23 protein-coding genes are annotated in these 22,403 nt (G+C 64.2%); 10 read left to right on the top strand and 13 right to left on the bottom strand.

The annotated features are described in order from the left end of the window. Positions 1-38: 38 nt before the first annotated feature. Positions 39-500 (bottom strand): lipoprotein LpqH, encoded by a 462-nt coding sequence (locus tag B4393_RS05865; protein WP_070939253.1) that lies wholly within the window; start codon positions 498-500, stop codon positions 39-41. A 120-nt stretch (positions 501-620) separates the two neighbouring features. Between B4393_RS05865 and B4393_RS05870 the strand changes: the two genes are divergently transcribed. Genes B4393_RS05870 through B4393_RS05880 form a run of 3 tightly spaced genes read left to right on the top strand, consistent with a single transcriptional unit; the run spans position 621 to position 3,239 of the window. Next, positions 621-1,457, top strand: coding sequence for an SAM-dependent methyltransferase (locus tag B4393_RS05870; RefSeq protein ID WP_078333301.1), 837 nt, complete (start codon positions 621-623; stop codon positions 1,455-1,457). A 9-nt stretch (positions 1,458-1,466) separates the two neighbouring features. Beyond that, a complete protein-coding gene (locus B4393_RS05875; RefSeq protein WP_078333302.1) occupies positions 1,467-2,255 on the top strand; it encodes a carbon-nitrogen hydrolase family protein in 789 nt (262 codons plus the stop codon). 15 nt (positions 2,256-2,270) lie between these two features. Continuing rightward, on the top strand, positions 2,271-3,239 hold the full coding sequence (locus tag B4393_RS05880) for an LmeA family phospholipid-binding protein (RefSeq protein WP_078333303.1): 969 nt from the start codon (positions 2,271-2,273) through the stop codon (positions 3,237-3,239). Here the strand turns inward: B4393_RS05880 and deoC are convergent. Next, positions 3,236-3,952 (bottom strand): deoxyribose-phosphate aldolase, encoded by a 717-nt coding sequence (gene deoC / locus B4393_RS05885; protein WP_078333304.1) that lies wholly within the window; start codon positions 3,950-3,952, stop codon positions 3,236-3,238. The genes B4393_RS05880 and deoC overlap by 4 nt on opposite strands. Positions 3,953-3,971: 19 nt before the next feature. On the opposite strand from deoC, the gene B4393_RS05890 reads away from it, so the two are divergent. Continuing rightward, a complete protein-coding gene (locus tag B4393_RS05890) occupies positions 3,972-4,796 on the top strand; it encodes an isocitrate lyase/PEP mutase family protein (RefSeq protein ID WP_078333305.1) in 825 nt (274 codons plus the stop codon). Here B4393_RS05890 and B4393_RS05895 read toward each other — a convergent pair. The 6 genes from B4393_RS05895 to B4393_RS05920 all read right to left on the bottom strand — a co-directional run bounded on the left by B4393_RS05895 (position 4,793) and on the right by B4393_RS05920 (position 8,890). Beyond that, the gene (locus B4393_RS05895; RefSeq protein WP_078333306.1) at positions 4,793-5,245 is read right to left on the bottom strand and encodes a transglycosylase family protein; all 453 of its coding nucleotides are present in this window, start codon (positions 5,243-5,245) and stop codon (positions 4,793-4,795) included. The two genes, B4393_RS05890 and B4393_RS05895, sit on opposite strands and share 4 nt — an antisense overlap. A gap of 356 nt (positions 5,246-5,601) precedes the next feature. Then, entirely contained in the window at positions 5,602-5,952 is a 351-nt protein-coding gene (locus tag B4393_RS05900) for a DUF2599 domain-containing protein (protein WP_078333363.1), read from the bottom strand. A 61-nt stretch (positions 5,953-6,013) separates the two neighbouring features. Further along, entirely contained in the window at positions 6,014-6,292 is a 279-nt protein-coding gene (locus tag B4393_RS05905; protein ID WP_078282293.1) for a DUF2516 family protein, read from the bottom strand. 48 nt (positions 6,293-6,340) lie between these two features. Further along, the gene (locus B4393_RS05910; RefSeq protein ID WP_078333307.1) at positions 6,341-6,997 is read right to left on the bottom strand and encodes a heparin-binding hemagglutinin; all 657 of its coding nucleotides are present in this window, start codon (positions 6,995-6,997) and stop codon (positions 6,341-6,343) included. Positions 6,998-7,029: 32 nt separating this feature from the next. Next, positions 7,030-7,446 (bottom strand): helix-turn-helix domain-containing protein, encoded by a 417-nt coding sequence (locus B4393_RS05915; RefSeq protein ID WP_070938312.1) that lies wholly within the window; start codon positions 7,444-7,446, stop codon positions 7,030-7,032. 100 nt (positions 7,447-7,546) lie between these two features. Then, entirely contained in the window at positions 7,547-8,890 is a 1,344-nt protein-coding gene (locus B4393_RS05920; RefSeq protein WP_078333308.1) for a DUF445 domain-containing protein, read from the bottom strand. Positions 8,891-8,957: 67 nt separating this feature from the next. Here B4393_RS05920 and B4393_RS05925 point away from each other — a divergent pair, with 67 nt between their 5' ends. Together B4393_RS05925 and B4393_RS05930 are read left to right on the top strand one after the other, a co-directional pair. Further along, positions 8,958-9,677: a TetR/AcrR family transcriptional regulator gene (locus B4393_RS05925; protein WP_078282295.1), complete on the top strand. Its 720-nt coding sequence runs from the start codon at positions 8,958-8,960 to the stop codon at positions 9,675-9,677. A 25-nt stretch (positions 9,678-9,702) separates the two neighbouring features. Further along, entirely contained in the window at positions 9,703-10,542 is an 840-nt protein-coding gene (locus tag B4393_RS05930) for a polyphosphate kinase 2 family protein (RefSeq protein ID WP_078333309.1), read from the top strand. A gap of 25 nt (positions 10,543-10,567) precedes the next feature. Here B4393_RS05930 and B4393_RS05935 read toward each other — a convergent pair whose 3' ends face one another. Then, positions 10,568-11,437: a cyclopropane mycolic acid synthase family methyltransferase gene (locus B4393_RS05935; RefSeq protein ID WP_070938308.1), complete on the bottom strand. Its 870-nt coding sequence runs from the start codon at positions 11,435-11,437 to the stop codon at positions 10,568-10,570. 73 nt (positions 11,438-11,510) lie between these two features. After that, entirely contained in the window at positions 11,511-12,170 is a 660-nt protein-coding gene (locus B4393_RS05940) for a helix-turn-helix domain-containing protein (protein WP_078333310.1), read from the bottom strand. Between the two features lie 260 nt (positions 12,171-12,430). Between B4393_RS05940 and B4393_RS05945 the strand changes: the two genes are divergently transcribed. Genes B4393_RS05945 through B4393_RS05960 form a run of 4 tightly spaced genes read left to right on the top strand, consistent with a single transcriptional unit; the run spans position 12,431 to position 17,449 of the window. Next, entirely contained in the window at positions 12,431-13,981 is a 1,551-nt protein-coding gene (locus B4393_RS05945; protein ID WP_078333311.1) for an amino acid permease, read from the top strand. Then, positions 13,981-14,823 (top strand): urea amidolyase associated protein UAAP1, encoded by an 843-nt coding sequence (locus B4393_RS05950; protein ID WP_078333312.1) that lies wholly within the window; start codon positions 13,981-13,983, stop codon positions 14,821-14,823. Before B4393_RS05945 ends, B4393_RS05950 begins: the two co-directional genes overlap by 1 nt. After that, positions 14,820-15,428, top strand: a complete 609-nt coding sequence (locus B4393_RS05955; RefSeq protein ID WP_078333313.1) for an urea amidolyase associated protein UAAP2 — start codon at positions 14,820-14,822, stop codon at positions 15,426-15,428. Before B4393_RS05950 ends, B4393_RS05955 begins: the two co-directional genes overlap by 4 nt. A 38-nt stretch (positions 15,429-15,466) precedes the next feature. Continuing rightward, positions 15,467-17,449 (top strand): 5-oxoprolinase/urea amidolyase family protein, encoded by a 1,983-nt coding sequence (locus B4393_RS05960; protein ID WP_078333364.1) that lies wholly within the window; start codon positions 15,467-15,469, stop codon positions 17,447-17,449. A 138-nt stretch (positions 17,450-17,587) separates the two neighbouring features. Here B4393_RS05960 and B4393_RS05965 read toward each other — a convergent pair whose 3' ends face one another. The 3 genes from B4393_RS05965 to B4393_RS05980 all read right to left on the bottom strand — a co-directional run bounded on the left by B4393_RS05965 (position 17,588) and on the right by B4393_RS05980 (position 22,141). Continuing rightward, positions 17,588-18,904 (bottom strand): alpha/beta hydrolase family protein, encoded by a 1,317-nt coding sequence (locus B4393_RS05965; protein WP_236743113.1) that lies wholly within the window; start codon positions 18,902-18,904, stop codon positions 17,588-17,590. A 139-nt stretch (positions 18,905-19,043) separates the two neighbouring features. Then, entirely contained in the window at positions 19,044-19,649 is a 606-nt protein-coding gene (locus B4393_RS05970; RefSeq protein ID WP_078333315.1) for a TetR/AcrR family transcriptional regulator, read from the bottom strand. Positions 19,650-20,185: 536 nt separating this feature from the next. Continuing rightward, on the bottom strand, positions 20,186-22,141 hold the full coding sequence (locus tag B4393_RS05980) for an ArnT family glycosyltransferase (RefSeq protein ID WP_078333316.1): 1,956 nt from the start codon (positions 22,139-22,141) through the stop codon (positions 20,186-20,188). Positions 22,142-22,403 lie beyond the last annotated feature (262 nt).

Raw genomic sequence — 22,403 nt, forward strand, 5'->3', positions numbered from 1 at the left:
GCGGGCGCACCATGCACGCCCGCCGCTTTTTCCTGATGTCAGCCGCAGCTCACCTTGATGGTGAACGGCTTGGTGATCATGCCGGCCATCGGGTTCTTGATGTCGGCACCCGAAGCCTCGCCGCTGATGGTGTACGTCTTTCCGTCGACCTTGACATCGGCGGAGCCGACCTTCGCACCCATGCCCTCGCTGACTGCCAGCGCGGCGCCGTCGTACACCAGCCCCAGCGATGTCACCTTGGGAGTCGCCTCGTCGGTCATGACGACGCCCAGACCCTGCTGGCCGTTGATGGCGCCGCTGGCCACGTTGATATTGCCGCCCTGCTTGACGCAGGTCACCGACTTGAGATCCAGCCCCGCCAGGTCCTTACCGTCCACCTTCACCTCGGCGCCGCTGCCGGAGCTCACCTGCGAACCGCCGCCCGGCTTATCGGTCGAGCAGCCGACCACTACCGCACCGGCGGCAAGAAGTCCCATGGCGCCCACGATTACACGATTCATCATTCGTCCCTTCGTCGTCCGTCGCCCCGATGGCTCCGCGATGACACAAGTGAAGGCGCGCCGATCCACTACCGATCCCAAGAAATACCGATTACCGCAGGCAGCGCCCTTCCAGGCACCATGGACACCGTGGCCGTCTCCCCCGCTCCCCGTCGCGCTGGGCCCCCTCCCGCCACCCGCCCACAGGGGGCCATCACCCGCGGTACCACGGGGATCAACCGGCTGCGCCGCAGCGACCGCTGGCTCGTCCACCATGACGCGGTGCGTTCGGCGCTCGACAGCGCCCCTGACCCGCTGGTGGTGGACCTGGGGTACGGCGCCATGCCCAACACCACACTGGAGCTGGCCGCTCGGCTGCGCACCGTGCGGTCCGATATCCGGGTGGTCGGGCTGGAGATTGATCCGCAGCGGGTGGTACCGGCGCGCGACGGGGTCCACTTCGGCCTTGGCGGGTTCGAGTTGGCAGGCCACACACCGGTTCTGGTGCGTGCGTTCAATGTATTGCGCCAGTACTCGGAGTCGGAAGTGGCGGACGCCTGGGCGGCGATGACGACGCGGCTCGCGCCGGGCGGGCTGATCATCGAGGGCACCTGCGATGAACTCGGCCGCCGCTGCGCATGGCTGCTTCTCGACGCATCCGGCCCCCGGACGCTCACCCTGGCCTGCGATCCCTTCGATATCGACAGGCCATCCGATTTGGCCGAACGGTTACCGAAAGCCCTTATCCACCACAACGTTCCGGGCCAACCCATCCACGATCTACTTGCGGCCGCCGACCGGCAGTGGGCGGCCGCCGCCCCACACGGCGTCTTCGGCCCCCGGGTCCGCTGGCGCATCATGCTGAAGTCACTGCGTGACAACGGATTTCCTGTCGAACAGCAGCGACGCCAAGTTCGTGACTGCATCTTGACAACACCGTGGTCAGCGGTAGCCCCGGTAACTGGCCCATCCAGCTAGGCTGGACCCATGCGGATTGTGTTGGCGCAGATCACCAGCAGTGCCGATCCCACCGAGAACCTTGCCACGGTGGCGACCACGGTTCGGGACGCGGCCGTGCAGGGCGCCACCCTGGTCGTCTTCCCCGAGGCCACCATGTGCCGGTTCGGCGTGCCGCTGGGCCCAGTCGCCCAGCCGGTAGACGGTCGGTGGGCCGACGAGGTCCGCTCTATCGCACAGGAAGCGGGCCTGACCGTCGTCGTGGGGATGTTCACTCCCGCCTCCGACGGCCGCGTACACAACACGCTGCTGGCCACCGGCCCCGGCGTCGACACGCACTACGACAAGATCCATCTGTACGACGCGTTCGGCTTCCGTGAATCGGCGACCGTCGCGCCCGGAAACGAGCCGGTGCTCATCACTGTCGACGGGGTGAGCGTCGGACTGACCACGTGCTACGACATCCGTTTCCCGGCCTTGTACACCGAGCTGGCATGTCGAGGCGCCCAGGTGATCACGGTCAGCGCATCCTGGGCTGCGGGAACCGGCAAATGGGATCAGTGGACACTGCTGGCACGGGCGCGGGCGGCGGACTCGACATGTTTCGTGGCGGCGGCCGACCAGGCCTTACCAGCGCTCGAGACTCCGGCCAGCGGCTCGCCCACGGGAATCGGCGGCAGTCTGCTGGCCTCCCCGACGGGCGAACTCATCGCCCAGGCCGGTCCGGACCCTGAGCTCATCGTGGCGGACCTGAACCTCGACGCAGTCTCCGAGACCCGCAAGATCTTGCCGGTCCTTAACCCGTCCTCAGCCGAGTAGGGCACAATCGCGCGGGTGACGACACCGCCCCAGCCGCCGTTCGGCCCACCCGGATCGACACCTTCCGAGCCTTCGCCGTGGCAACCGCCCGCGCAACAGGTTCCACCCCCTGCGCAGGACCAACAGGTTCCGCCCCCGGTGCAGGAGCAGTCACCGACCCTGCAGATCCCGGTGACGCCGCCCCCCGTCGAACCACCGCCGCCGCCGAGCGAACCAGGTCAGGCACCGGAACCGGGCTCGCCGAAGAAGGGCCGCGACTACAGGTCGCTGGTGCTCATCGCCGTCATCGTCGTCGCCGTGGTCTTGGCCGCCGTGCTCGGTATTGAGCTGTACGCCCGCCAGCGGACCAGCAGCGAGGTCAACGCGGCCACGTCATGCCTGGTGCAGGACGGCGCGACCGCCTCCTTCGGCCCGATGCCACTGGTGCTGCAGTACCTCGGCAATCACATCGACAAGCTCACGATCAAGACCGCGGGCAACCAGATCGCACAGGCCAAGAAGATGACCGTCGCCATTACCGTGCGCGATGTCTCCCTCAATAAGACCGCCGACTCGCTCGGCACGATCGGCCAACTCGACGTCGAGGTGTCCTGGCCGACCGCCGGCATCACCGAGAGCGCCCGCGACCTCGTGCCGGGAATGCTCGGTTCGTTGGTGGGTGATGCCACCACGAATGAATCCACCGGCGAGATAACGCTGAGCGCCGCCGGAGGACTGGCACAGATCACCACCAAGCCCGTCATCAAGGACGGGATGGTGACACTGCAGTCCGAGAACGTGTCCGCGTTCATCGGTCTGCCGCGCGAGATCATCCAGCCGGCACTGGACACCTTCTCCAAGGGCCTCGTCGGCGGCCAGTACCCGATGGGACTCAAGGCCCAAGAGGTGAAGGTCACCAACGACGGCATCACGGTGAAGCTGTCGAGCACCAATCAGCCGATGAAGCCGGTGGAGAATCCCTGCCTGCAGAACCTGTCGTTCTAGTCCGGGAACCCGTCCAGGACCGCCCTGCTGCTCGACAGGCCTAGCCGCGTCGCACCGGCCTCGATCATGGACGCCGCGTCCTGTGCGGTCCGGATTCCGCCGCTCGCCTTGACCTGAAGCCGATCCCCCACGGTCTCGGCCATGATCCGCACCGCCTCGACCGTCGCTCCCCCTGACGGGTGAAATCCGGTGGAGGTCTTCACGAAATCGGCCCCGGCGACCTCGCTGGCGCGGCAGGCCGCACGAACCGCATCGGCACCGGCGCGCTCCAGCAGTGCCGCGGACTCGATGATGACCTTGAGGGTCGCCGTCGGGGCCGCCCGCCGGACCGCCTCGATATCGGCCTGCACCGCCGCGAAATCGCCGGCCACTGCGGCACCCACGTCGATCACCATGTCGATCTCGGCTGCGCCCGCTGCCACCGCCAGTGCCGCCTCATGCGCCTTGATGGACGAAAGGTGCTTGCCCGAGGGGAATCCCACCACTGCCGCGACGATGAGCCCGTTGGCATCCTTGGGTACGTCCAACGGCAGCATCGAGGGTGACACGCACACCGCCAGCACCCCGAGATCCACCGCCTCCGCGATGAGTGCCTGCACGTCCTGCGGTGTCGCTTCGGGCTTGAGCAGCGTGTGGTCGATGAGCGCGGCTACCTCCGCACGTGTGGGCCAAACCGCGCTTGTGCCTGCCGAATCCGTCACGGGCTGCGTCATAAGGGCTAGCGTCGCACACATGACCTCGCAACATGACCGTGCGGTCGCGTTCGCGGCCCTCCATCAGTCCGGAACGTTTGTGGTTCCCAATCCCTGGGATGCCGGGACCGCCCGCATTCTCACCGGCTACGGCTTCCCGGCACTGGCCACCACCAGCGCCGGCCTGGCCTTTGCGCTGGGGCGACGTGACGGCGCCAATCTGGTCAGCCCGGCCGAGACGCTGGCCAACGCTTCCCACATCGCGGCGGCCACGCATCTACCCGTGTCGGCCGACTTGGAGAACGGTGGCCCCTCCATCGGAGACATCGCGATGACCATCCGGGAGGCAGCCGCTTCGGGGCTTGTCGGTGGGTCGATCGAGGATGCCACCGGGCTACCCGATGCCCCGATCTTCTCGCTGGCCGAGGCGGTGGACCGCATCACCGCCGCGGTGCATACGGCACGCGATCTGCCGTTTCCGTTCACGTTGACGGCGCGCGCCGAGAATTTTCTGTACGGCAGACCGGACCTGGCAGACACCATCACCCGGCTCAACGCGTATGCGGAGGCCGGTGCGGACGTGGTGTATGCCCCGGGCCTGCCCGATGCTGCGGCCGTGCGCACGGTCTGTGCGGCGGTGGATCGCCCGGTCAATCTGCTCGCCGCAGGGTTCGTGCTGAATCACTCGGTCGAAGAGATCGCGCAGTGGGGCGTGCGGCGTATCAGTCTGGGTTCCGCGATGGCACGCGCGGCGCTGGGGGCATTCGTTGAGGGCGCGCGGGAGATTGCACAACGCGGCATGTTCGGATTCGCATTGCGCGCCATCCCCTATGGGGAGGCAAATGCACTGTTCCCGTGTGGCTAGCCGGCGGGGGGTATCAGACCGACAACGCCGTTGCACATCTGACGGAAGTTGACGATCCCGAAGATGCTGCCGCCGGGGACGAACTGGCATCCCGAACCTCCACCGGCACCGCCGCCACCACATTTCGGCCACGCACCGGGGCCCTGAGTTCTGAGCACATCTTCGGCAACTGCGATCTGTTGTTCACGGCTGGCTTCGGCGGGATTCCCCACTCCACCGTGCGAGGCCCATGTCGACGGTTTGAATTGCAGGCCGCCGTAGAAACCGTTTCCGGTATTTGCCGACCAGTTTCCACCGGATTCGCATTCGGCGACCGCATCCCAATTCATGGAGTCGGCCGACGCGACGCTCGCGGTCATGGACAACGACATCACGAACAGCACATTGAAGATCAGACACACCGCACGCCTGTCGCGCACCCACCGTGCCCGGTCCATGACGACCTTCATGTCACTGCACCCCGATCCTCTATCTCCCGGCGAGATCGTGCGATGGGTGATGAACCACCTGCCACGCCGGTCGTGATCAGATTGTGATCACTGTTGTAATCGTTACTCACGAGGTGTGCGTTACGCAAGCGGAGAATGGTAAGAAAAGTTGCCATTGGGCTACCTGAGGCTTTAGTGATTTCTTACTTCCACCTATAACACCGAGATAAACCGGTGGTCTCGGCGGAATTACACGATTGTAATTCGAGGGCGAAATTGATTCATGTCACAGCGCAATTTGCCGGCCGATACGCGAGATGCCGCGGATCGTCACTCACATCCGGGAATGCCGCCCCGAAGCCGGATAGATCGGCTCCCTAGACCTCGGGACCGCCCGGGTTGCACCGCGAGGCCGCCATCAGCCCCTCGTCCACCTGCGGCCGCCACGGCTCCAGATTCCAGCTGGGCTTGTCGGGGATGAACACCCGCCCGTACCAATGGCAATCGAACTGCATCCGCATGCCCGGCGTCTGCGCATCGGGAGCCAGCGCGACGACCTCGACCCAGGCGACATCCGCCCCGTCGGGCTTGTCATAGGTGCGCCCCAGCACCGTCGGATAGATCCGCAGTGTCCGCCCCAAAGATGTTGCGCCCCATGACACATGGTCAATAAGGACGGGCCCCACGGCTGCCGCGGGCGCCGTATTCATCACCAGCAGCGCGGCCATCGAGCCGATCAGCGCCACGACTCGGTGCAATAGTGTCAACGCTCTTCGCGCACGAGGCTCATCATCGCGACTTACCCTGCACCTCGAGCACGCGCGGACGAACGTCGACGAAGTACACCCCGGCCGCGACCGCGGCAATTCCCGCCGTCATCAGCTCCAACCCCGGAATCAGGGTGAGCACGGCAGCTCCGGCGAGAATGACTACCCACGTGGTCTTGGTCTGCTTCTCCGCCGCCACAAACGCATCCGCCGGCTGGATCGCAGCATGAACCAGCGCAACGATCGCCGCGATCAGGGCGATGAGCGAGAGCAGCGCGAAGACATGAAAAGAAAAGGCCACCCGATCAGCCTACGTGGCTGATCGGGTGGCCGTCAGAGCTGGAACTGCCTACTTCTGGGTGACGGTGCGGGTCGCGGCCGCCTTCTTGGCCGGAGCCTTCTTGGCCGGAGCGGCCTTCTTGGCCGGAGCCTTGGCCGGGGCTGCGGCCTTCTTGGCGGGCGCGGCCTTCTTGGCCGGAGCAGCCTTCTTCGCGGGGGCCTTCGCGGCCGGAGCGGCCTTGCCCGACAGGTCGATGCCCACCAGCTTGGCGGCACGCTCGCCGACGGCGCGAGTCTGGCTCGCCACGGTGCCCAGCGCCTGCTCGGTCAGCTCGGCGTAGTTGCCGACCAGACCCTCGGCGCGGGTCACGTTCTCCTCGATACCGGGGGTGCTGCGGATGCGCTCAATGGCCTCTTCGCCACGCTCGGCCAGGTTGTTGTAGATGTCGGTGGCCACCTGCAGGTAGGCCTCGGCCACCTTGCGCAGCTCCTCCGGGGTGAACCGGTCGCGCAGCTCGTTGACGTCCGTCGGCAGCTCGGCCGAAAGCTCACGCAGCCGGTCACGGGTCTCGTCCACGCGCGCACCGGCCTCAGAGGCGGCCTCCTCGGCGCGCTCGCGCAGCTTGACGACGACATCGGCAACTGCGGCCAAGGCCAGGTCACCGGCGCCGACGGCTACGTAGAACGGGGTTTTCAGGTCGTCGAACGAGGCGTTCTTCTTGGTCATGCCAGATTCCTTTCGGGGATGGGGAAAGTTATTCAGTTGTCGCCAGAAGATTCGGGGTCGGACTCAGCCACGTCCGACTGGGCTTCGGCATTTTGCTGGACGAACGAGCTGTATACGTCCAACAACACTTGCTTCTGCCGCTCTGTGATGACGGTATCGGCAATGATGGCGTCCCGCACCGGGCTGGCATCACTACGATCCAAAATGCCGGCACGCACGTACAACACCTCCGCCGAAACCCTTAGCGCCTTTGCAATTTGATTGAGAACCTCCGCCGACGGACGGCGCAGTCCGCGTTCGATCTGGCTGAGGTACGGGTTGCTTACTCCGGCCTTCTCGGCCAACTGACGCACGGAGACCTGGGCGGCCTCACGCTGGGCCCGAATAAAGCCTCCGATATCGGAAGCGGCGTTGCTCACAGCGGTGGCGAGGTCTGATTCCTGCGACATAAGAACCACGGTAAGCCAGTAGTGCTAGCTATTGCAAGCACTACTGTTAGCAATGTGTTCCACGTCACTCTCGCGCGGGAATAGCCGGGTCAGGGCCTTTTTAGAAGAGCAGCTGCGCGACGGTGTAGATCACCAGACCTGCCAGCGAACCCACCACCGTGCCGTTGATACGAATGAATTGCAGGTCACGGCCGACATGCAGCTCGATCCGGCGACTGGCCTCGTCGGCGTCCCAACGCTCGATGGTCTCGGTGATAACTGCTGTGATTTCTGCGCCGTACTGATCGACGAGATGACGCGCGGCGCGCTCTATCCAACCGTCCACCTTGTCGCGCACGGTGGCGTCATCGCGCAGCGTCTCCCCGATCCGCACGACGGTGTCGGCGATCCGCGTACGTAGCTCGCTCGACGGATCGTCCACTGATTCGGTGATCATCTTCTTCGCCGCCGACCACGCCGTGGCCGCTGCGTTCTGCACTTCCTCGCGCGCCATCAAGCGGGCCTTGACCGCTTCGGCTTTAGCGATGGTCAGATCGTCGTGCTGCAGATCATCGGCGAACTCGTAGAGCAGCCGGTTCACGGATTGCCGCAGATCATGGTCGGGATTGCGGCGCACCTTGTCGGTGAAATCCACCAACTCGCGATAGATGCGGTCACCGACGAAATGGTCGACGAACTTGGGTGTCCAGCTGGGTGAGTCACGCACCACCACTCGGTCAATGGTGTCGCTGGCACCCAGCGCCCATTCAAAGGCCCGGTCGCACAGCAGCTGGATCACCGGCGCATGCCGGTCCTCCTTGAGCACTGTCGACAACACCCTGCCGACCGGTGGGCCCCATTTCGGCTCGGCGATCCTGCGCACGATCACGCTGTCGATGGCTTGTTGCACGTCCTCGTCGCGCAGCATCTGTGCGCCCACCCGAAGCACCGTGGACGCCTCCGCCGCCACCCGCTCCGCATGCGACCGGTCGCTCAGCCACTTGCCCAGCCGGCCCGCGATCTGCGCATCCCGCACCTTGGCGGCGATGACGGCGGGCGACATGAAGTTCTCCCGGACGAAGTTCCCGAGCCCCTCGCCCAGCTGATCCTTCTTACGCTTGATGATCGCTGTATGCGGAATCTTTAGCCCAAGCGGATGCCGGAACAAGGCGGTTACAGCAAACCAGTCTGCAAGCGCGCCGACCATACCCGCCTCGGCGGCCGCTCCGACATAACCTACCCAGACCGGTGCGCCGATGGACTGCCACCAACGGCATGCCAGGAACAGCACCGTGGCGCCGATCAGGAACCCTGTGGCCACGGCTTTCATTCGGCGAAGCTGCTTCCGCCGCTCCTCGTCGACGGCCGAATTGGCCATCGCGAAGACGCCGCCGGATGCTTTCCGCGTACGCGGCTGATCGGTGTGCTTGCCTGCCACGACTCCATCATCCGCCATGGCGCGCATTACGCACCTCCGAGGGCCCCGTCCAGTAGTATCGGTTACAGATAACTAAGGGAATGTGGCGATAACCGTGGCAAGTAAAACGCAGCCTGCGGCTATCAAGACTGATGGTCGCAAGCGCCGCTGGCATAAGCACAAGGTCGAACGACGAACCGAACTCGTGGACGGCACCCTCGATGCAATCAGGCACCGGGGGCGCGATATCAGCATGGATGAGATCGCCTCTGATATCGGCGTCTCCAAGACGGTGCTCTACCGGTACTTCGTCGACAAGAACGATCTGACCACCGCCGTGATGACCCGGTTCGCACAGACCACCCTCATCCCCAAGATGGCCATGGCGCTGTCGGCCCGCCTCGACGGCTACGACCTCACCCGGACCGCCATCAAAGTGTACGTCGAGACCGTGGCCGCCGAGCCGGAGATCTATCCCTTCGTCATGGCCAACAGCTCCACCAGCCGCAGCAAGGCGATCGCCGATTCCGAACGCATCATCGCCCGCATGCTCGCCCTGTCACTGCGCCGCCAGATGTCCGAAGCATCCATGGACACCCACGGCGTGGAACCGTGGGCGTACATGATCGTGGGCGGCGTCCAGCTTGCTACCCACTCGTGGATGTCGCACCCGCGGATGAGCTCCGATGAGCTCATCGACTACTTGACGATGATCTCCTGGAATGCGGTGCTAGGCATCGTGGGTGTGGGCGGCTCACGCGAGATGTTCGTCGGAATGCCGCACCCGTCGCCGGTTCCTCCCGCGCTACAAACGCGTCAGACCCACTCGGCCTGACCCGACCTCACTAGGGTCACAGAGCATGACCCTCAGGATCGATACGTCCACGCTGCGCTACCGACCCGGCCTGAAATTCGCCGACGTCGATCCCCGCGCCACGCCCGGATTCGACGGATCGCGCGAGGACGGCGAAGCACTGCAGGCCGAGCTCTCCGAACGCCTGGGACTCCTACAGGAGATGCTCTATGCGAACGGGCGCAGCGGAGACCGCCGCTCCGTGCTACTGGTGCTGCAGGGAATGGACACCTCCGGCAAGGGCGGAATAGTCAAACATGTTGTCGGACAGGTAGATCCACAGGGAATAGAGCATGCCAGCTTCGGCGTGCCCACCGAGGAGGAGCGCAAGCACCACTATCTGTGGCGCATCCGCAATGCGTTGCCCGCGGGCGGACAGCTCGGCGTCTTCGACCGTTCACACTATGAAGACGTCCTCGTGGTGCGGGTGCACAATCTGGTGGCGCCAGAGGTCTGGGGCGCACGCTACGAAGAGATCAACGCTTTCGAGAAGGAACTGACCGAGGCCGGCACCACCCTGCTCAAGGTCGCCCTGGTGGTATCGCTCGACGAGCAGAAGCAGCGCCTCGCCGAACGGCTGGACCGCCCGGACAAGTACTGGAAGTTCAATCCCAACGACATCGACGAGCGCGCCTTCTGGCCCGCGTACCAGGACGCGTATCAGGCGGTGTTGGAAAAGACGAGCACCGACTACGCGCCGTGGCACGTCATCCCGTGTGACCGCAAGTGGTTCAGCAGGCTCGCGGTCACCGCACTTCTCGATGAAACACTGGATGGACTAAATCTGTCGTGGCCACCAGCCGATTTCGATATTGAGGAACAGAAACGCCGCCTCGCGCAAGCGTGAGACGGCGTTGACCTGTTAAGTCTCGTTATTTGACGAGGGTGAACTGCCCGACGTTGGTGACACCGCGGCGGAAGAAATCCGCGCAACCGGTCAGGTACCTCATGAAGCGGTCGTAAACTTCCTGCGACTGAATCGCGATCGCTTCCTCACGACGCTCTTCGAGATTCCGCGCCCAGATATCCAGCGTCTTCGCATAGTGCGGCTGCAGCAAATGCACACGCTCCAGGTTGAATCCGGAACCGGCAGCAAGCTGCTCAATGTCCTCGACAGCCGGCAACTGACCACCGGGGAAGATCTCCTCGCCGATGAACTTCATGAATTTGAGGTCGCTAATGGTTATAGCAATTCCATTTTCACGGAAGAACTGCTGTGTATGCGCAAGAATTGTATGCAGCAACATGCGGCCATCATTCGGAAGAATGTCATATGCCCGTTCAAAGAAGATCGGGTACCGCTCTTGCTTAAATGCCTCGAATGCACCGATCGTGACAATTCGATCGACCTTGTCGTTGAATTCTTCCCAACCCTGCATGCGAATTTCCGCGGTACGACCGGTCTCCGCGGCGACCTGCGCCAGACGCTTGCGGCTGTATTCACTCTGATTCTTACTCAGCGTGATGCCGACAACGTTGACGTCGAATTTACGCATCGCGCGCTCCAGGCAAGCGCCCCAGCCACAGCCGATGTCCAGCAGGGTCATCCCGGGCTCAAGGTTGAGCTTGCCGAGCGCGAGGTCGAACTTGGCGAACTGGGCTTCGGCGAGCGTCAAATCATCGCGCTCAAAGTACGCGCACGTATAGCCCATCGTTTCTTCGTCAAGGAAAAGTCCGTAGAATTCGTCCGAAATGTCGTAGATGGACTGAGATTCCTCGTAGTACGGCTTCAGATCGGACATTTATTGGAGCACCTAATTCCCATCAACATCGGCTACCTTGCACTGGACGGCACCCTAGCACGGCGTGCTGTGTCTACCTCTTAGGAATGGCTACCAGCCACTCCAGCTGCCCCAATAGCACCCTGGCAGCCCCCTCGATCTCTCCAGCATCCCCGGTGACCCCCACGACGCGCAAGGTGGCGTCGGCCAGCGCCTCCGGCGCTATCGAATCCCCGTCCGCACGCAGCATAATCACCGACTCCACGAGCCGGAAGGGCAAGCGCTCCACCCCGTCGCGGACCATGTCAGCGCGGCAGGCAGCAGCCGCCAGATCCTGATAGTGCATGCGCAGCTGGTCACGCTTGCGCCGGAACACCAAGAACCGATCCGCGCGTAGATCCGGCAATAGATAGAGAGCACCCAGGTTCCATCGACTCGCGGCGAGCTGAGCGGCGTCGGCGAGCGCCAGGGCGTACAGGCGTACCACCGGCGGCTCGGATCGATCGGCGATCAGGGCCGCGTAGTGCAGCGGCTGGTCGATGGTCATCGCCAGCAGCGCATCGAGGATGTCGTCCTTGGTCTTGAAGTGGTAATACAGCGAGGCCTGCTGGATACCCACCGACTCGGCGATGCGGCGGGTGGTGGTTGCGGCGAACCCATCGGTGGTGAACAGCTCGGCCGAGGCATCGAGGATCTCGTCGCGAGTGGTGTTCCCCTCACGAATGGGACTGATACGCCGCGGTCGCCCTGACATTGTGCCGACCCTTCCATGTATTCCTCGGCAACGTCCCTATGCCACTACTTGGTGAGCGTTTCGTCATCGCTCCGACATCTGCGCAACGACAATGTTACACCGCACACCAGTTCCGAAACGGCACTGTCACCCACACGTACCGGTCGCCCGTCAAACTTATTTACCTATCGCCTGACAGATATTTCTCCCCACATAGAAGTGGGTTTTTGACGACACACAGGGCACAGAAGGCGTTGCCCGAGGACCTATCTGGAGTGCCCATGAATGCCACAACGGCCACCGAGACCGCGGGGCGGTCCGCAGCGATCAGCGCCGGATCCGACTCCGACGACCTTGCTGCTTTCGGCTACAAACCCCAGCTGCATCGCAGTCTCGGCAAATTCGCTTCCTTCGCGGCGGGCTTCTCGTTCGTCTCGATCCTCACGACGATCTTCCAGCTGTTCGCCTTCGGCTTCAGCTTCGGGGGTCCGGCCTTCTTCTGGACCTGGCCGATCGTCTTCGCCGGGCAGTACATGGTGGCGCTGAACTTCGCCGAGCTTGCCGCGCGTTATCCGATTTCGGGTGCCATCTACCAATGGGCCCGTCGCCTCGGCGGCGCCGTGGTGGGCTGGTTCGCCGGTTGGTTCATGATCATCGCCCAGATCGTGACCGCCTCGGCGGCGGCGATCGCCCTGCAGGTGGTCCTGCCGACGGTATGGAGTGGATTTCAGCTCATCGGCACCGATTCCTCGTTGACGAGCGTCAGCGGCGCATCGAACGCCGTGTTGTTGGGATCGCTGCTGTTGGTCGCCACCACCGCCATCAACGCCGTCGGCGTCAACTGGATGTCCCGCATCAACTCGATCGGCGTCACGTGCGAAATCATCGGCGTGGTCGCCGTGGTCGGCATGCTGTTCTGGCATGCCGAGCGCGGACCGAGCGTCGTGTTGCACACCGGCGACGCGGGCAGCGGGTATCCGTGGGCGTTCCTGGCCGCCGGCCTCATGGCCGCGTACGTGCTCGTCGGATTCGGGTCGGCGAGTGAACTCGCCGAGGAGACCCGCAACCCGCGCAGAGTCGCGCCGCGGACCATCCTCTCCGCAATCGTGGTATCGGCGATCGGTGGTGCGCTGATGATCCTGGGTGCACTGATGGCCGCCCCCAGCCTGACCGACGGCCAGCTCGCCACCGGAGGCCTTCCCTATGTATTGGACAGCAAGCTGGCGTCCCCGTTCGGCACTCTGCTACTCATCGATGTCGCGATCGCGGTGTTCGTCTGCACTCTCGCCATTCAGACCGCCGCCTCGCGGTTGATGTTCTCGATGGCCCGCGACGGCAAGCTGCCATTCTCCGCCGTGCTGTCACACGTGAACCCACGCACCGGTACACCGATCGCACCGGCCGTCGTCGTCGGCGTCAGCTGTGTGCTGATCCTGGCGGTCAACTTCGGCAACGCCGCACTGTTCACCAGCCTGTGCAGCGTCTGCATCGCCCTGATCTACCTGGCCTATCTGATGGTCACCACGCCACTACTGCTGCGCCGCTTGGGTATCGGCGGAAGCAAGTGGGACGGCAACAAGGATCAGACGGATGCCGACGGGCGAAAGCTCTTTTCGCTCGGGCGGTTCGGGCTCCCGGTCAACATCCTTGCCGTCGGCTACGGCGCATTCATGGTCCTCAACTTGTCGTGGCCGCGCACGGCGGTATTCGACCCCACCGGCGAGCACCCCTACCTGGTGTGGATAGCCCCGATCTGCATCGCCGCGGTGCTCATCGCCGGGCTGGTCGCCTACCCGCGGCGCGCGGCTTCGACCACCGAGGAGATCGCCTGATGACCACCGCTACCACCAAGGGAGCACGGGATCACGCCCGCTCACAGGCCGGCCAGATCACCGACTCGATGCCGGTGCTCCCCGCCTCCAACTGGCCCTGGACTCCTGGCGATATCCCCGCGTCGACCCTGATCTGGGCCGAGACCATCCCCGGCGGCCGATACGCCACCAAGGTGCTCGGTCGCGGCACCCGGCTGCGGCTCACCGATGTCAGCGGGTCGGGCTGCCTCAGCATCGTCCTGCTGCGAGCCGACGCCCCGTGGGAGCGGCTCAATGTCGCCGACACCGTCAAGGTTCCGTGGCAGGCCTATCTCGGCACCGGTCATCCGCTGCTTTCCGATCAGGGGCGGATACTGGCCACCATCGTCGCTGACAGCTCCGGGCATCATGACACCTTCTGCGGGCCCAGCACATTGACCGCCAACGCCGCTAAATACGGTGCGGGCGAGCTCTATTCAGCAAGTCCGGCCGGGCGTGAGCTGTTCACACTGGCCGCCGCCAAGCACGGACTGGCGCCGCGGGATATCGGCCCGTCGGTGTCGTTCTTCCACGGGATCCGCGCGGAGGCTGACGGCGCACTGCACAGCATCGGCACTGCAGGCCCGGGAGCCGCAGTGGATCTGTTGATCCATCTTCCGGTGATCGCCCTGCTGGTCAACACCGCACACCCCCTAGATCCGTCGGACACCTTCGACACCGGTCCGGTTCAGGTCTTGGCCTGGCCCGCACCGGCCGAGCTGGCCGACCTGCCCAACACGGATCCGGAATATCAACGCGCCGTGCTCAACACCGAAGACGCGTGGGCCGCGGCCCAAGACGCAGAGACAGGAAAGTCACAGTGACACAAACGATATTGGATGAAGTGGTCCCCGCGCGCGCCCCGTGGAGCGCCGTTGTCGCCGCCGGTGACGTACTGACCATCATCGATCTGAAGGGCAATCAGGCCGTCGACACCCTGCTGTACTCGGCCGCCGATACCGGGGTGCGCTACTCGGCGCAGGCAACCATCGCCGCGCAGTCAAACCTGTTCCTGCGCAGCGGCACCGTGCTGCGTGCCGAGGACGGAACCCCGCTGATGACCATCGTGGAGGATGAGGTGGGCAGCCACGACACCATCGGTGGGGCATGCTCACAAGAATCGAACACCCTGCGCTACGGGCATCAGACCAAGCACCAGCATGCCTGCGTGGAGAACTTTCTGCTGGAAGGCGCCAAGTGGGGACTCGATAAGCGAGACCTGGTGTCCAACATCAACTTCTACATGAATGTCCCGGTTGACGAGGATGGGACCCTGGGCATCGTCGACGGCCTCTCGGCGCCCGGAAAGAAGATCAAACTCCGCGCCGAGGTCGACACCTTGGTATTGGTATCCAATTGTCCACAGATCAACAATCCGTGCAATGGTTTCGACCCCACTCCGGTGCGAATGACGGTGGAGAGCGCATGAGCATCACGCCCGATCCCCTTGGCCTCGGTGGCTCATCGGTGAAGGTCACGGCCCCCGGCATGTTGACGACGGTGCAGGACTGGCCGGGACGCACCGGGTACTGGCAGGTGGGGGTGCCTCCGTCCGGCCCCATGGACGACCTGTCGTTCCGGCTGGGCAATCGTGCCGTCGGAAACCCCGAGGGTGCGGCGGGCCTGGAGGCGACACTTGCCGGCCCCACATTGCATTTCACCGAAGAGACCCTGGTCTGCGTCACCGGCGCACCGGCACTGGTGACCGTCAACGGCCGACCGGTCCCCCAATGGCGGGCCGTCACCGTCCCCGCCGAGGGCACGCTCGCCGTGGGCGCCGCGGCAGACACCGGGATGCGGATCTACGTGTTGATCGCCGGCGGCATCGAGGTTCCTCGATTCCTGGGCAGCGCCGCGACCTTCACCCTCGGAGGATTCGGCGGTCCGGCCGGCCGCGCGCTGGCCATCGGAGATGTTCTCCCCCTGGGCAAGTCCGACGGTGCTGAGCCGCAATGCATTCCCGGTGCCGCACAGCCTGCCATCGGCCATCGCTGGGAGCTCGCGGTTACCGAGGGACCGCACGGCGCGCCCGACTTCTTCACGCGCAGCGATATCGACGAACTGCTGTCCACCGACTACGAGGTGCATTTCAACTCCGATCGCACCGGGGTGCGACTCATCGGCCCCAAACCTCAGTGGGCGCGCACCGACGGCGGCGAAGCTGGGCTGCATCCGTCGAACATCCACGACAACGCGTATTCGATCGGCACTCTCGATTTCACCGGCGACACCCCGATCCTGCTCGGCCCCGACGGCCCCAGCCTGGGTGGGTTCGTCTGCCCCGTCACCGTGGTGTCGGCCGACCGCTGGAAGCTGGGCCAGCTGCGCGCCGGCGATACCCTGCGTTTCGTCAAGATCGAAGCCGCGCGGAGTGCCTCACTGCGATCGATCGGCATCGATCGGCGTGGACATTGGCCCTCGGTGTTCTCCACCCGTGGCGATGGCGACGACGGCGTGCTGGCCTATCGCCCGGCCCGCGGCGACGCGCCCGATATGACATACCGTCGCAGCGGCGATGACAACATCCTGGTCGAATATGGCGACATCACACTGGATTTGGCGTTGCGTGCGCGTGTTCATGCGTTGCATCAACGACTGGAGGACACCCACACCAAAGGTATCGTCGACCTGACGCCGGGTATTCGATCGCTCCAGGTACATTTCGATCCCGATCGGCTGCCGATGGGCAAGGTGCTGGGGCTACTGGACGATATCGACGAGCATCTACCTGCGTCCGACGAGTTGGTGGTACCGAGCCGCCGCGTGGCCATGCCGTTGTCCTGGGACGATCCGTCGGCCCGCGAGGCCATGGAGCGATACCGGCTGGGCGTCCGCGCGGATGCACCGTGGATGCCGTGGAACATCGAATTCATCAGGCGCATAAATGGTTTGGATACCGTAGACGACGTGTATCGCACGGTCTACGACGCCTCATATCTGGTGCTCGGCCTGGGTGACGTGTATCTGGGCGCGCCCGTGGCAACCCCGGTCGATCCCCGGCATCGGCTCGTCACCACCAAGTACAACCCGGCACGTACCTGGACCCCGGAGAACGCCGTCGGCATCGGTGGGGCCTACTTGTGCATCTATGGCATGGAAGGCCCCGGCGGATACCAATTGGTGGGGCGCACCGTGCAGATCTGGAACCACCGGCACCCCGACAACGCGGGCATGTTCGAACCCGGAACGCCGTGGCTGCTGCGGTTCTTCGACCAGATCAGCTGGTACCCGGTGAGTGCCGAGGAGCTTCTGGAGCTGCGGGACGAGTTGGCCACCGGACGCGGCAGCGGCGGGGTCATGATCACCGACGGCGAGTTTTCCATGGCGGAGTACTCGACGTTCCTTGCCCACAATGCGACGTCAATAGGTGACTTCCGCGACCACCAGCGCACGGCATACGCCCTCGAGCGCGAAGCATGGAGCACTGCGGGCGAATTCGCCCGGGCCTAGCAAGTGAGCGCCCCGAACCCCTCGTGCACGAATACCGGGGCGTGTCACTTTGCTGTTTGAATTAACCACCTGAGGGCGATCTTGGTCAATACATTCTGGTGCGCGATCTTTTGACCCAGCCGAAAGTAGTAACTTTCGCTAACGAAATTGCCCCGTATGAGACGCCGTCACTGTGGCGCCCAACTCGTCGCGCAGGAACCGGACCGCGAGATCAAACCACGCTTCCGCATTCTTCATGGCGCAGTGGTCGTCGTCCGCATAGAGCACCAGTTTCGCATCGGGCGCGTAGGTCGCGATGTCGATTGAATCCTCGACCCTGACCAGGGTGTCGTCGGCACCGTTGAGCACCAGCAACGGAATTCCTATGCGCGACAGATGATCCCGCAATGAAAGTTGCTTGATCTTGCCGATCATGTCCAACAGGCCGTCCGCCCCGACGGTTCGCTGGATGGTGGACACGATTATCTCGGGGACGCCCAACGCCCCCGTCGGCGCAAGGCTTCGGTCCGCTGGGGCACCGTTTGCGATGGCGACGCGCAACCGCGGCTCGACCGCCGCCATCCGCGTCGCCCAGTACGCACCGAAGCTGACGCCCAACATCCCGATTCTTTCCGCGTCCGCCCTGCGGTCCGCCGCGAGGAAATCGATCACCGCGGAATACACACGTTCGGATTGGGGCGTCAGCGGACGGCGGTAGTTGTACGTGCCCGGCATCTCCATGACGAAGTAGGCCATATCCTCGGTGCGGTACTTCAGCAGCGGCAGAGTGGTTTCCGCCAGCGAGCCTTCCAGCCCATTGGTGATCAGAACCGTCGGCAGTTGGCGTGCACCCTCCGGTGCGATCAGGTAGCCACGAACGTGGTCATTGCCGCCGCAGGGAATACGCACCGTCTCGACGGTCAAACCCATGGCCGGAGCGAGCGCGGTGAGCACCACTTCACACAGACGGTGGGAGGTCTCGTAGGCCCGTAGCCGGCGCGAAGTCCATCCGGGCCACGCGGCCGCGAACTCGTACACCATCGCTTTGATCAGCGCATCCAAAGCGATTGCGGCATCACGCGCTTCGGGCTTCCGCGCGGAGAACTCGCCCACGGCGTCCGGAGCCGCGACCGCGCCCCGATCGGCAAGGATCTCCACGGCGGGCGCGAGCAGTTCGCCAAGCCGGTGCGTGCGGTCCGCATCGGCCGCATCGAGCAGGTCTCGCACCGCCGGCGCACCGAGCGAGGACAGTGCGATATCGGCAATGGCCAGATGTTCGGTGGCGAACGCCTCCCAGTGAGCCGCCCACCGTTCGTCATCGAATGATCGACAGGCATCCAGCTGGACACTGAACACCGAAGGTGCAATACCGCCGAGATGGGTGAATCTATCCACGAACAACGCGGGCAGGAACGGCGCCACGCCAAGACTGCGTGCCGCGTACTCCGTAGAGCGGGTCAGTGCGAGCGCGCTCACGAATACACGCTTTACCTGGGGATTTAGTGAGGCCATGGTCAGTCTCCATCGAGGTCCGGCTTCCATCCGCCCGCCAGGAGGGGGCTGCCGCCGCATCATCAGAGAACCACACGCGACAAGCAAAAGCAATATTATTGCTTTAATGATTTCTGGCAGCCACACCAAGAAGAAGGGTGTCCACCATCTGCTCCAGGACAGCGTCCTCGATGGGTTGGCGCACAAGTAGCGCCCGGAAGTGCAGCGGTGCCACACACAGTTCGAGGACCACCTCCGGATCGACATCGGCTACCAGCTCGCCGCGCTGTACCGCGCGATCAAACATCACCCGCACGGCGTCGTATCGAACACGCCAGAAGCTGGCACGCCCCTCGGCCAGCTCCGCATCGTCCTCGGCTACCGCCATAGCCCGCGATAGTGCCAGCCCCAGCGGTGAAGCCAGATAGGCCGCGATAAGCCGTGCGAAGGCGATCAGATCACCCCGTAGCGCTCCGGTGTCGGGCACGGGCAGCAGCTCTTGACTACGCGACAGCAGCGCATCCAGCATGACATTTTCCATTGTCCCCCAACGCCGCTGGATCGAAGTGGCATGCACTCCCGCACGCTTGGCGATCTCACTGATCGTGAACCCGCCGGGGCCGCGCTCGGCCATCGCCTCCAGCGCCGCTTGCAGTACGTCACCACGCACGCGCGCGGACCGCCCGCCCGGTCGGCGCTGGATGTCCTGGCTTGTCTCGTCAGCGCCCATCCCATCAATCTAATGCGAGCCTATTGCGTTAGTAGTCGTGCCCACTCACCGTCGACACGCCGCGCGGCGAGCGTGTGGCCGAGATCGCTTCCGAGATACCGGCCACACGCTCACTGGTTGCCCCTAAGGGAGGAGCGGCCCACCCGGGTGTGGCGGGACGGCCGGGCCGGGGCCGTTAGGCAAAGGGAGACCCGGACCCGGGTTGCCCGGAGGCGGAGGCACACCCGGGCCGGGAGCGCCGGGGCCCGGGATTGGCGGAGGCGGCTCCGCGGAGGCGGCGGCGACACCAAAGCCCAAGGCCCCAATACCTATTCCGCTCACCAAGACGGCACCGCTGAGCACTTTTCTAAGGTTCACTTTCACTCCTTCTCAGTCTGATGAATCGTCTCGACCCACCGAGTACGCACGTTAACGGCGAAATTCATGAGCACCCTAGGTGATAACTATGCGCACGCTGTGCGACTGTCACGGTGCGACGAGATACGGAAAGCACCACTTCAGAACGTATTTCGCGCGATATGAGGCAACCGTCCGGCTCACTTCGGAGCGGTCAAATCGTAGAGAGTCACACCGTCGATCTCGACGGCTCTGAATCCCGCGGTAATCCACTCGGTGATCTTGTCGGCCTCGGTGGGTTCGGCCCGCTCGCTGCCCGCTCCCGGCAAGCCCTGGGGCCCGTCGTGCACAGGGGCGATGAAGTAGTGCACACGGTGCTCCGCCACGTACCGCTGGAACTGGTCGAGCGTAGGCGAAGGATCACCGGATGCGAATCCACCGAGCGGCAGCACCGGGCGAGCCGTGGCCAGTTGATACGGAGCGGCGTCCATCGAGCCCTTCGCAGCGGCCACCCAGGTATAGCCGCTCGCGTTGTCCAGCAGCTGGGCAACAAGTTTGGTGGTTACGGGTTGCTGATTGGGCGGGCCGGCCGGCATGCCCCCGGGGCCCGGTCCAGACGATTGCGGACCGCGCATGCCGTTGCCAGTGGGCCCCGCCGTGACAATGCCGCCGGTGTGCGCCGTGACCAACGTCTGCAGTGAGTAGGCCAGCGGACCGGCACAGGCGGACACCACCGCGCCGATCACCGCGGCCCGGGTGAGGCCTCGGCGAAGCCCGGTACCCAGGGGTCGCACCGCGCACCAGACCATGATCAATGCCGCCACGATTCCGGACACCAGGATGATCCATCGCAATGCCGGCACAAAATCTGGTGTGCGACTCAACAAGACCCACGCCCAGAGACCGGTGACCGCAACGGTGACGGCAAGTATGTAGGTAATCCAGTGCCTGTCTCGCTGGTGCCACAACTGTGACGCCCCGATGCCGGTGAGCGCGGCAATAGCCGGCGCCAGCGCCACGGTGTAATAGTCGTGATAGATCCCGCTCATGAAGCTGAACACGACGCCCGTGGTGAGCAACCAGCCACCCCACAGCAGGTAATGCGCTCTCGTGACGCTGGTACGGCCGGCCCCTCTGCACAGCACCAGACCCACCACAAAGAAAACCAGCGCCGCCGGGAGTAGCCACGAGATCTGACTTCCGGACGTGGTGGTGAACAACCGCGTCCAGCCAACGTCACCGCCGAATGGGGGCGGGCCGGCCATCCCGGAAGGCGGAGCCGGAAGATTCCCGAGACCACCGCCGCGCAGGCGGTCAAGCCCGTTGTATCCAAAGGTCAGGTTCAGGAAGCTGTTGTCCGCAGAGCCTCCCACATAGGGACGATGCGCCGCCGGAGTGAGTTCTACCAACAGCACCCACCAGCCGGCCGCGACGACGATGGCCGCCACCCCGGCCGTCAACTGCACCGCCCGTTTTCCCCACCGTGCCGGCCCGCAGGCGAGGTAGGTCAACCCGAGTGTCGGCACGATCAACATGACCTGTAGTTGTTTGGTGAGGAATCCAAATCCGATAAGGATGCCGCACAACACGATCCACCGTGTCTGCCCATCGTGCAGCGCTCGCAGCAGTGCCCACACCGCCGCGATGAGCAGAAACACCAGCAGCGCGTCGGGGTTGTTGAAGCGAAACATCAACGTGGCCACCGGTGTCAGCGCTAGTACCGCACCCGCGATCAAACCCGCCGGCGGCCCAAAATGTTTCCGCACGATCAGATACAGCAGCGCCACCGAGGCGACCCCCAACAAAACCTGAGGAACTTGAACGGCCCATGTGTTCACGCCAAAGATCCGGGACGAGATCTCCATGGGCCACAACGCGGCCGGGGGCTTATCAACGGTGATCGCGTTGCCACCGTCCGCCGACCCGAAAAGGAATGCCTTCCAACTCTGGGTGCCTGCCTGTACCGCCGCGGAGTAGTAGGCATTCGCCCAACCGTTTCTACTGAGGCCGTACAACCAAGCGGCTGCCGTGACGACCAGCAGCAGCGCACATCGCCAACGCTCACGCCCGGCGATCGGCGCATCAGCGTTCCGCGGGGATATTGGCCACTCCCGGGCCTGCGATTCCAGACCCGGAACGCCGACGGCATTCACCATATCCAGATTGTCGGAGCCTGTGATGGGCCAACACTATGGCCAGCCTGTGCGCTCGCTATGAATGCCCGAGCGCCGATGCACAAGAGCCCATAGGTCACACCTATCTCGGGCCAAGCTACCGCACACAGTTTGGTCTAAAACTCTTTGTTGCAGAGCATGTTTCACAACAAAGCGAGGTTACGACATGAGAATCAGCCATACCGTCCAACGGATCGCCCTGGTGAGTGCAACGGCCTGCGCGGCAGCCGCAATCGCCTTGGCC

Source organism: Mycobacteroides franklinii (assembly GCF_002013895.1).
GTDB classification, from domain to species: Bacteria; Actinomycetota; Actinomycetes; order Mycobacteriales; family Mycobacteriaceae; genus Mycobacterium; species Mycobacterium franklinii.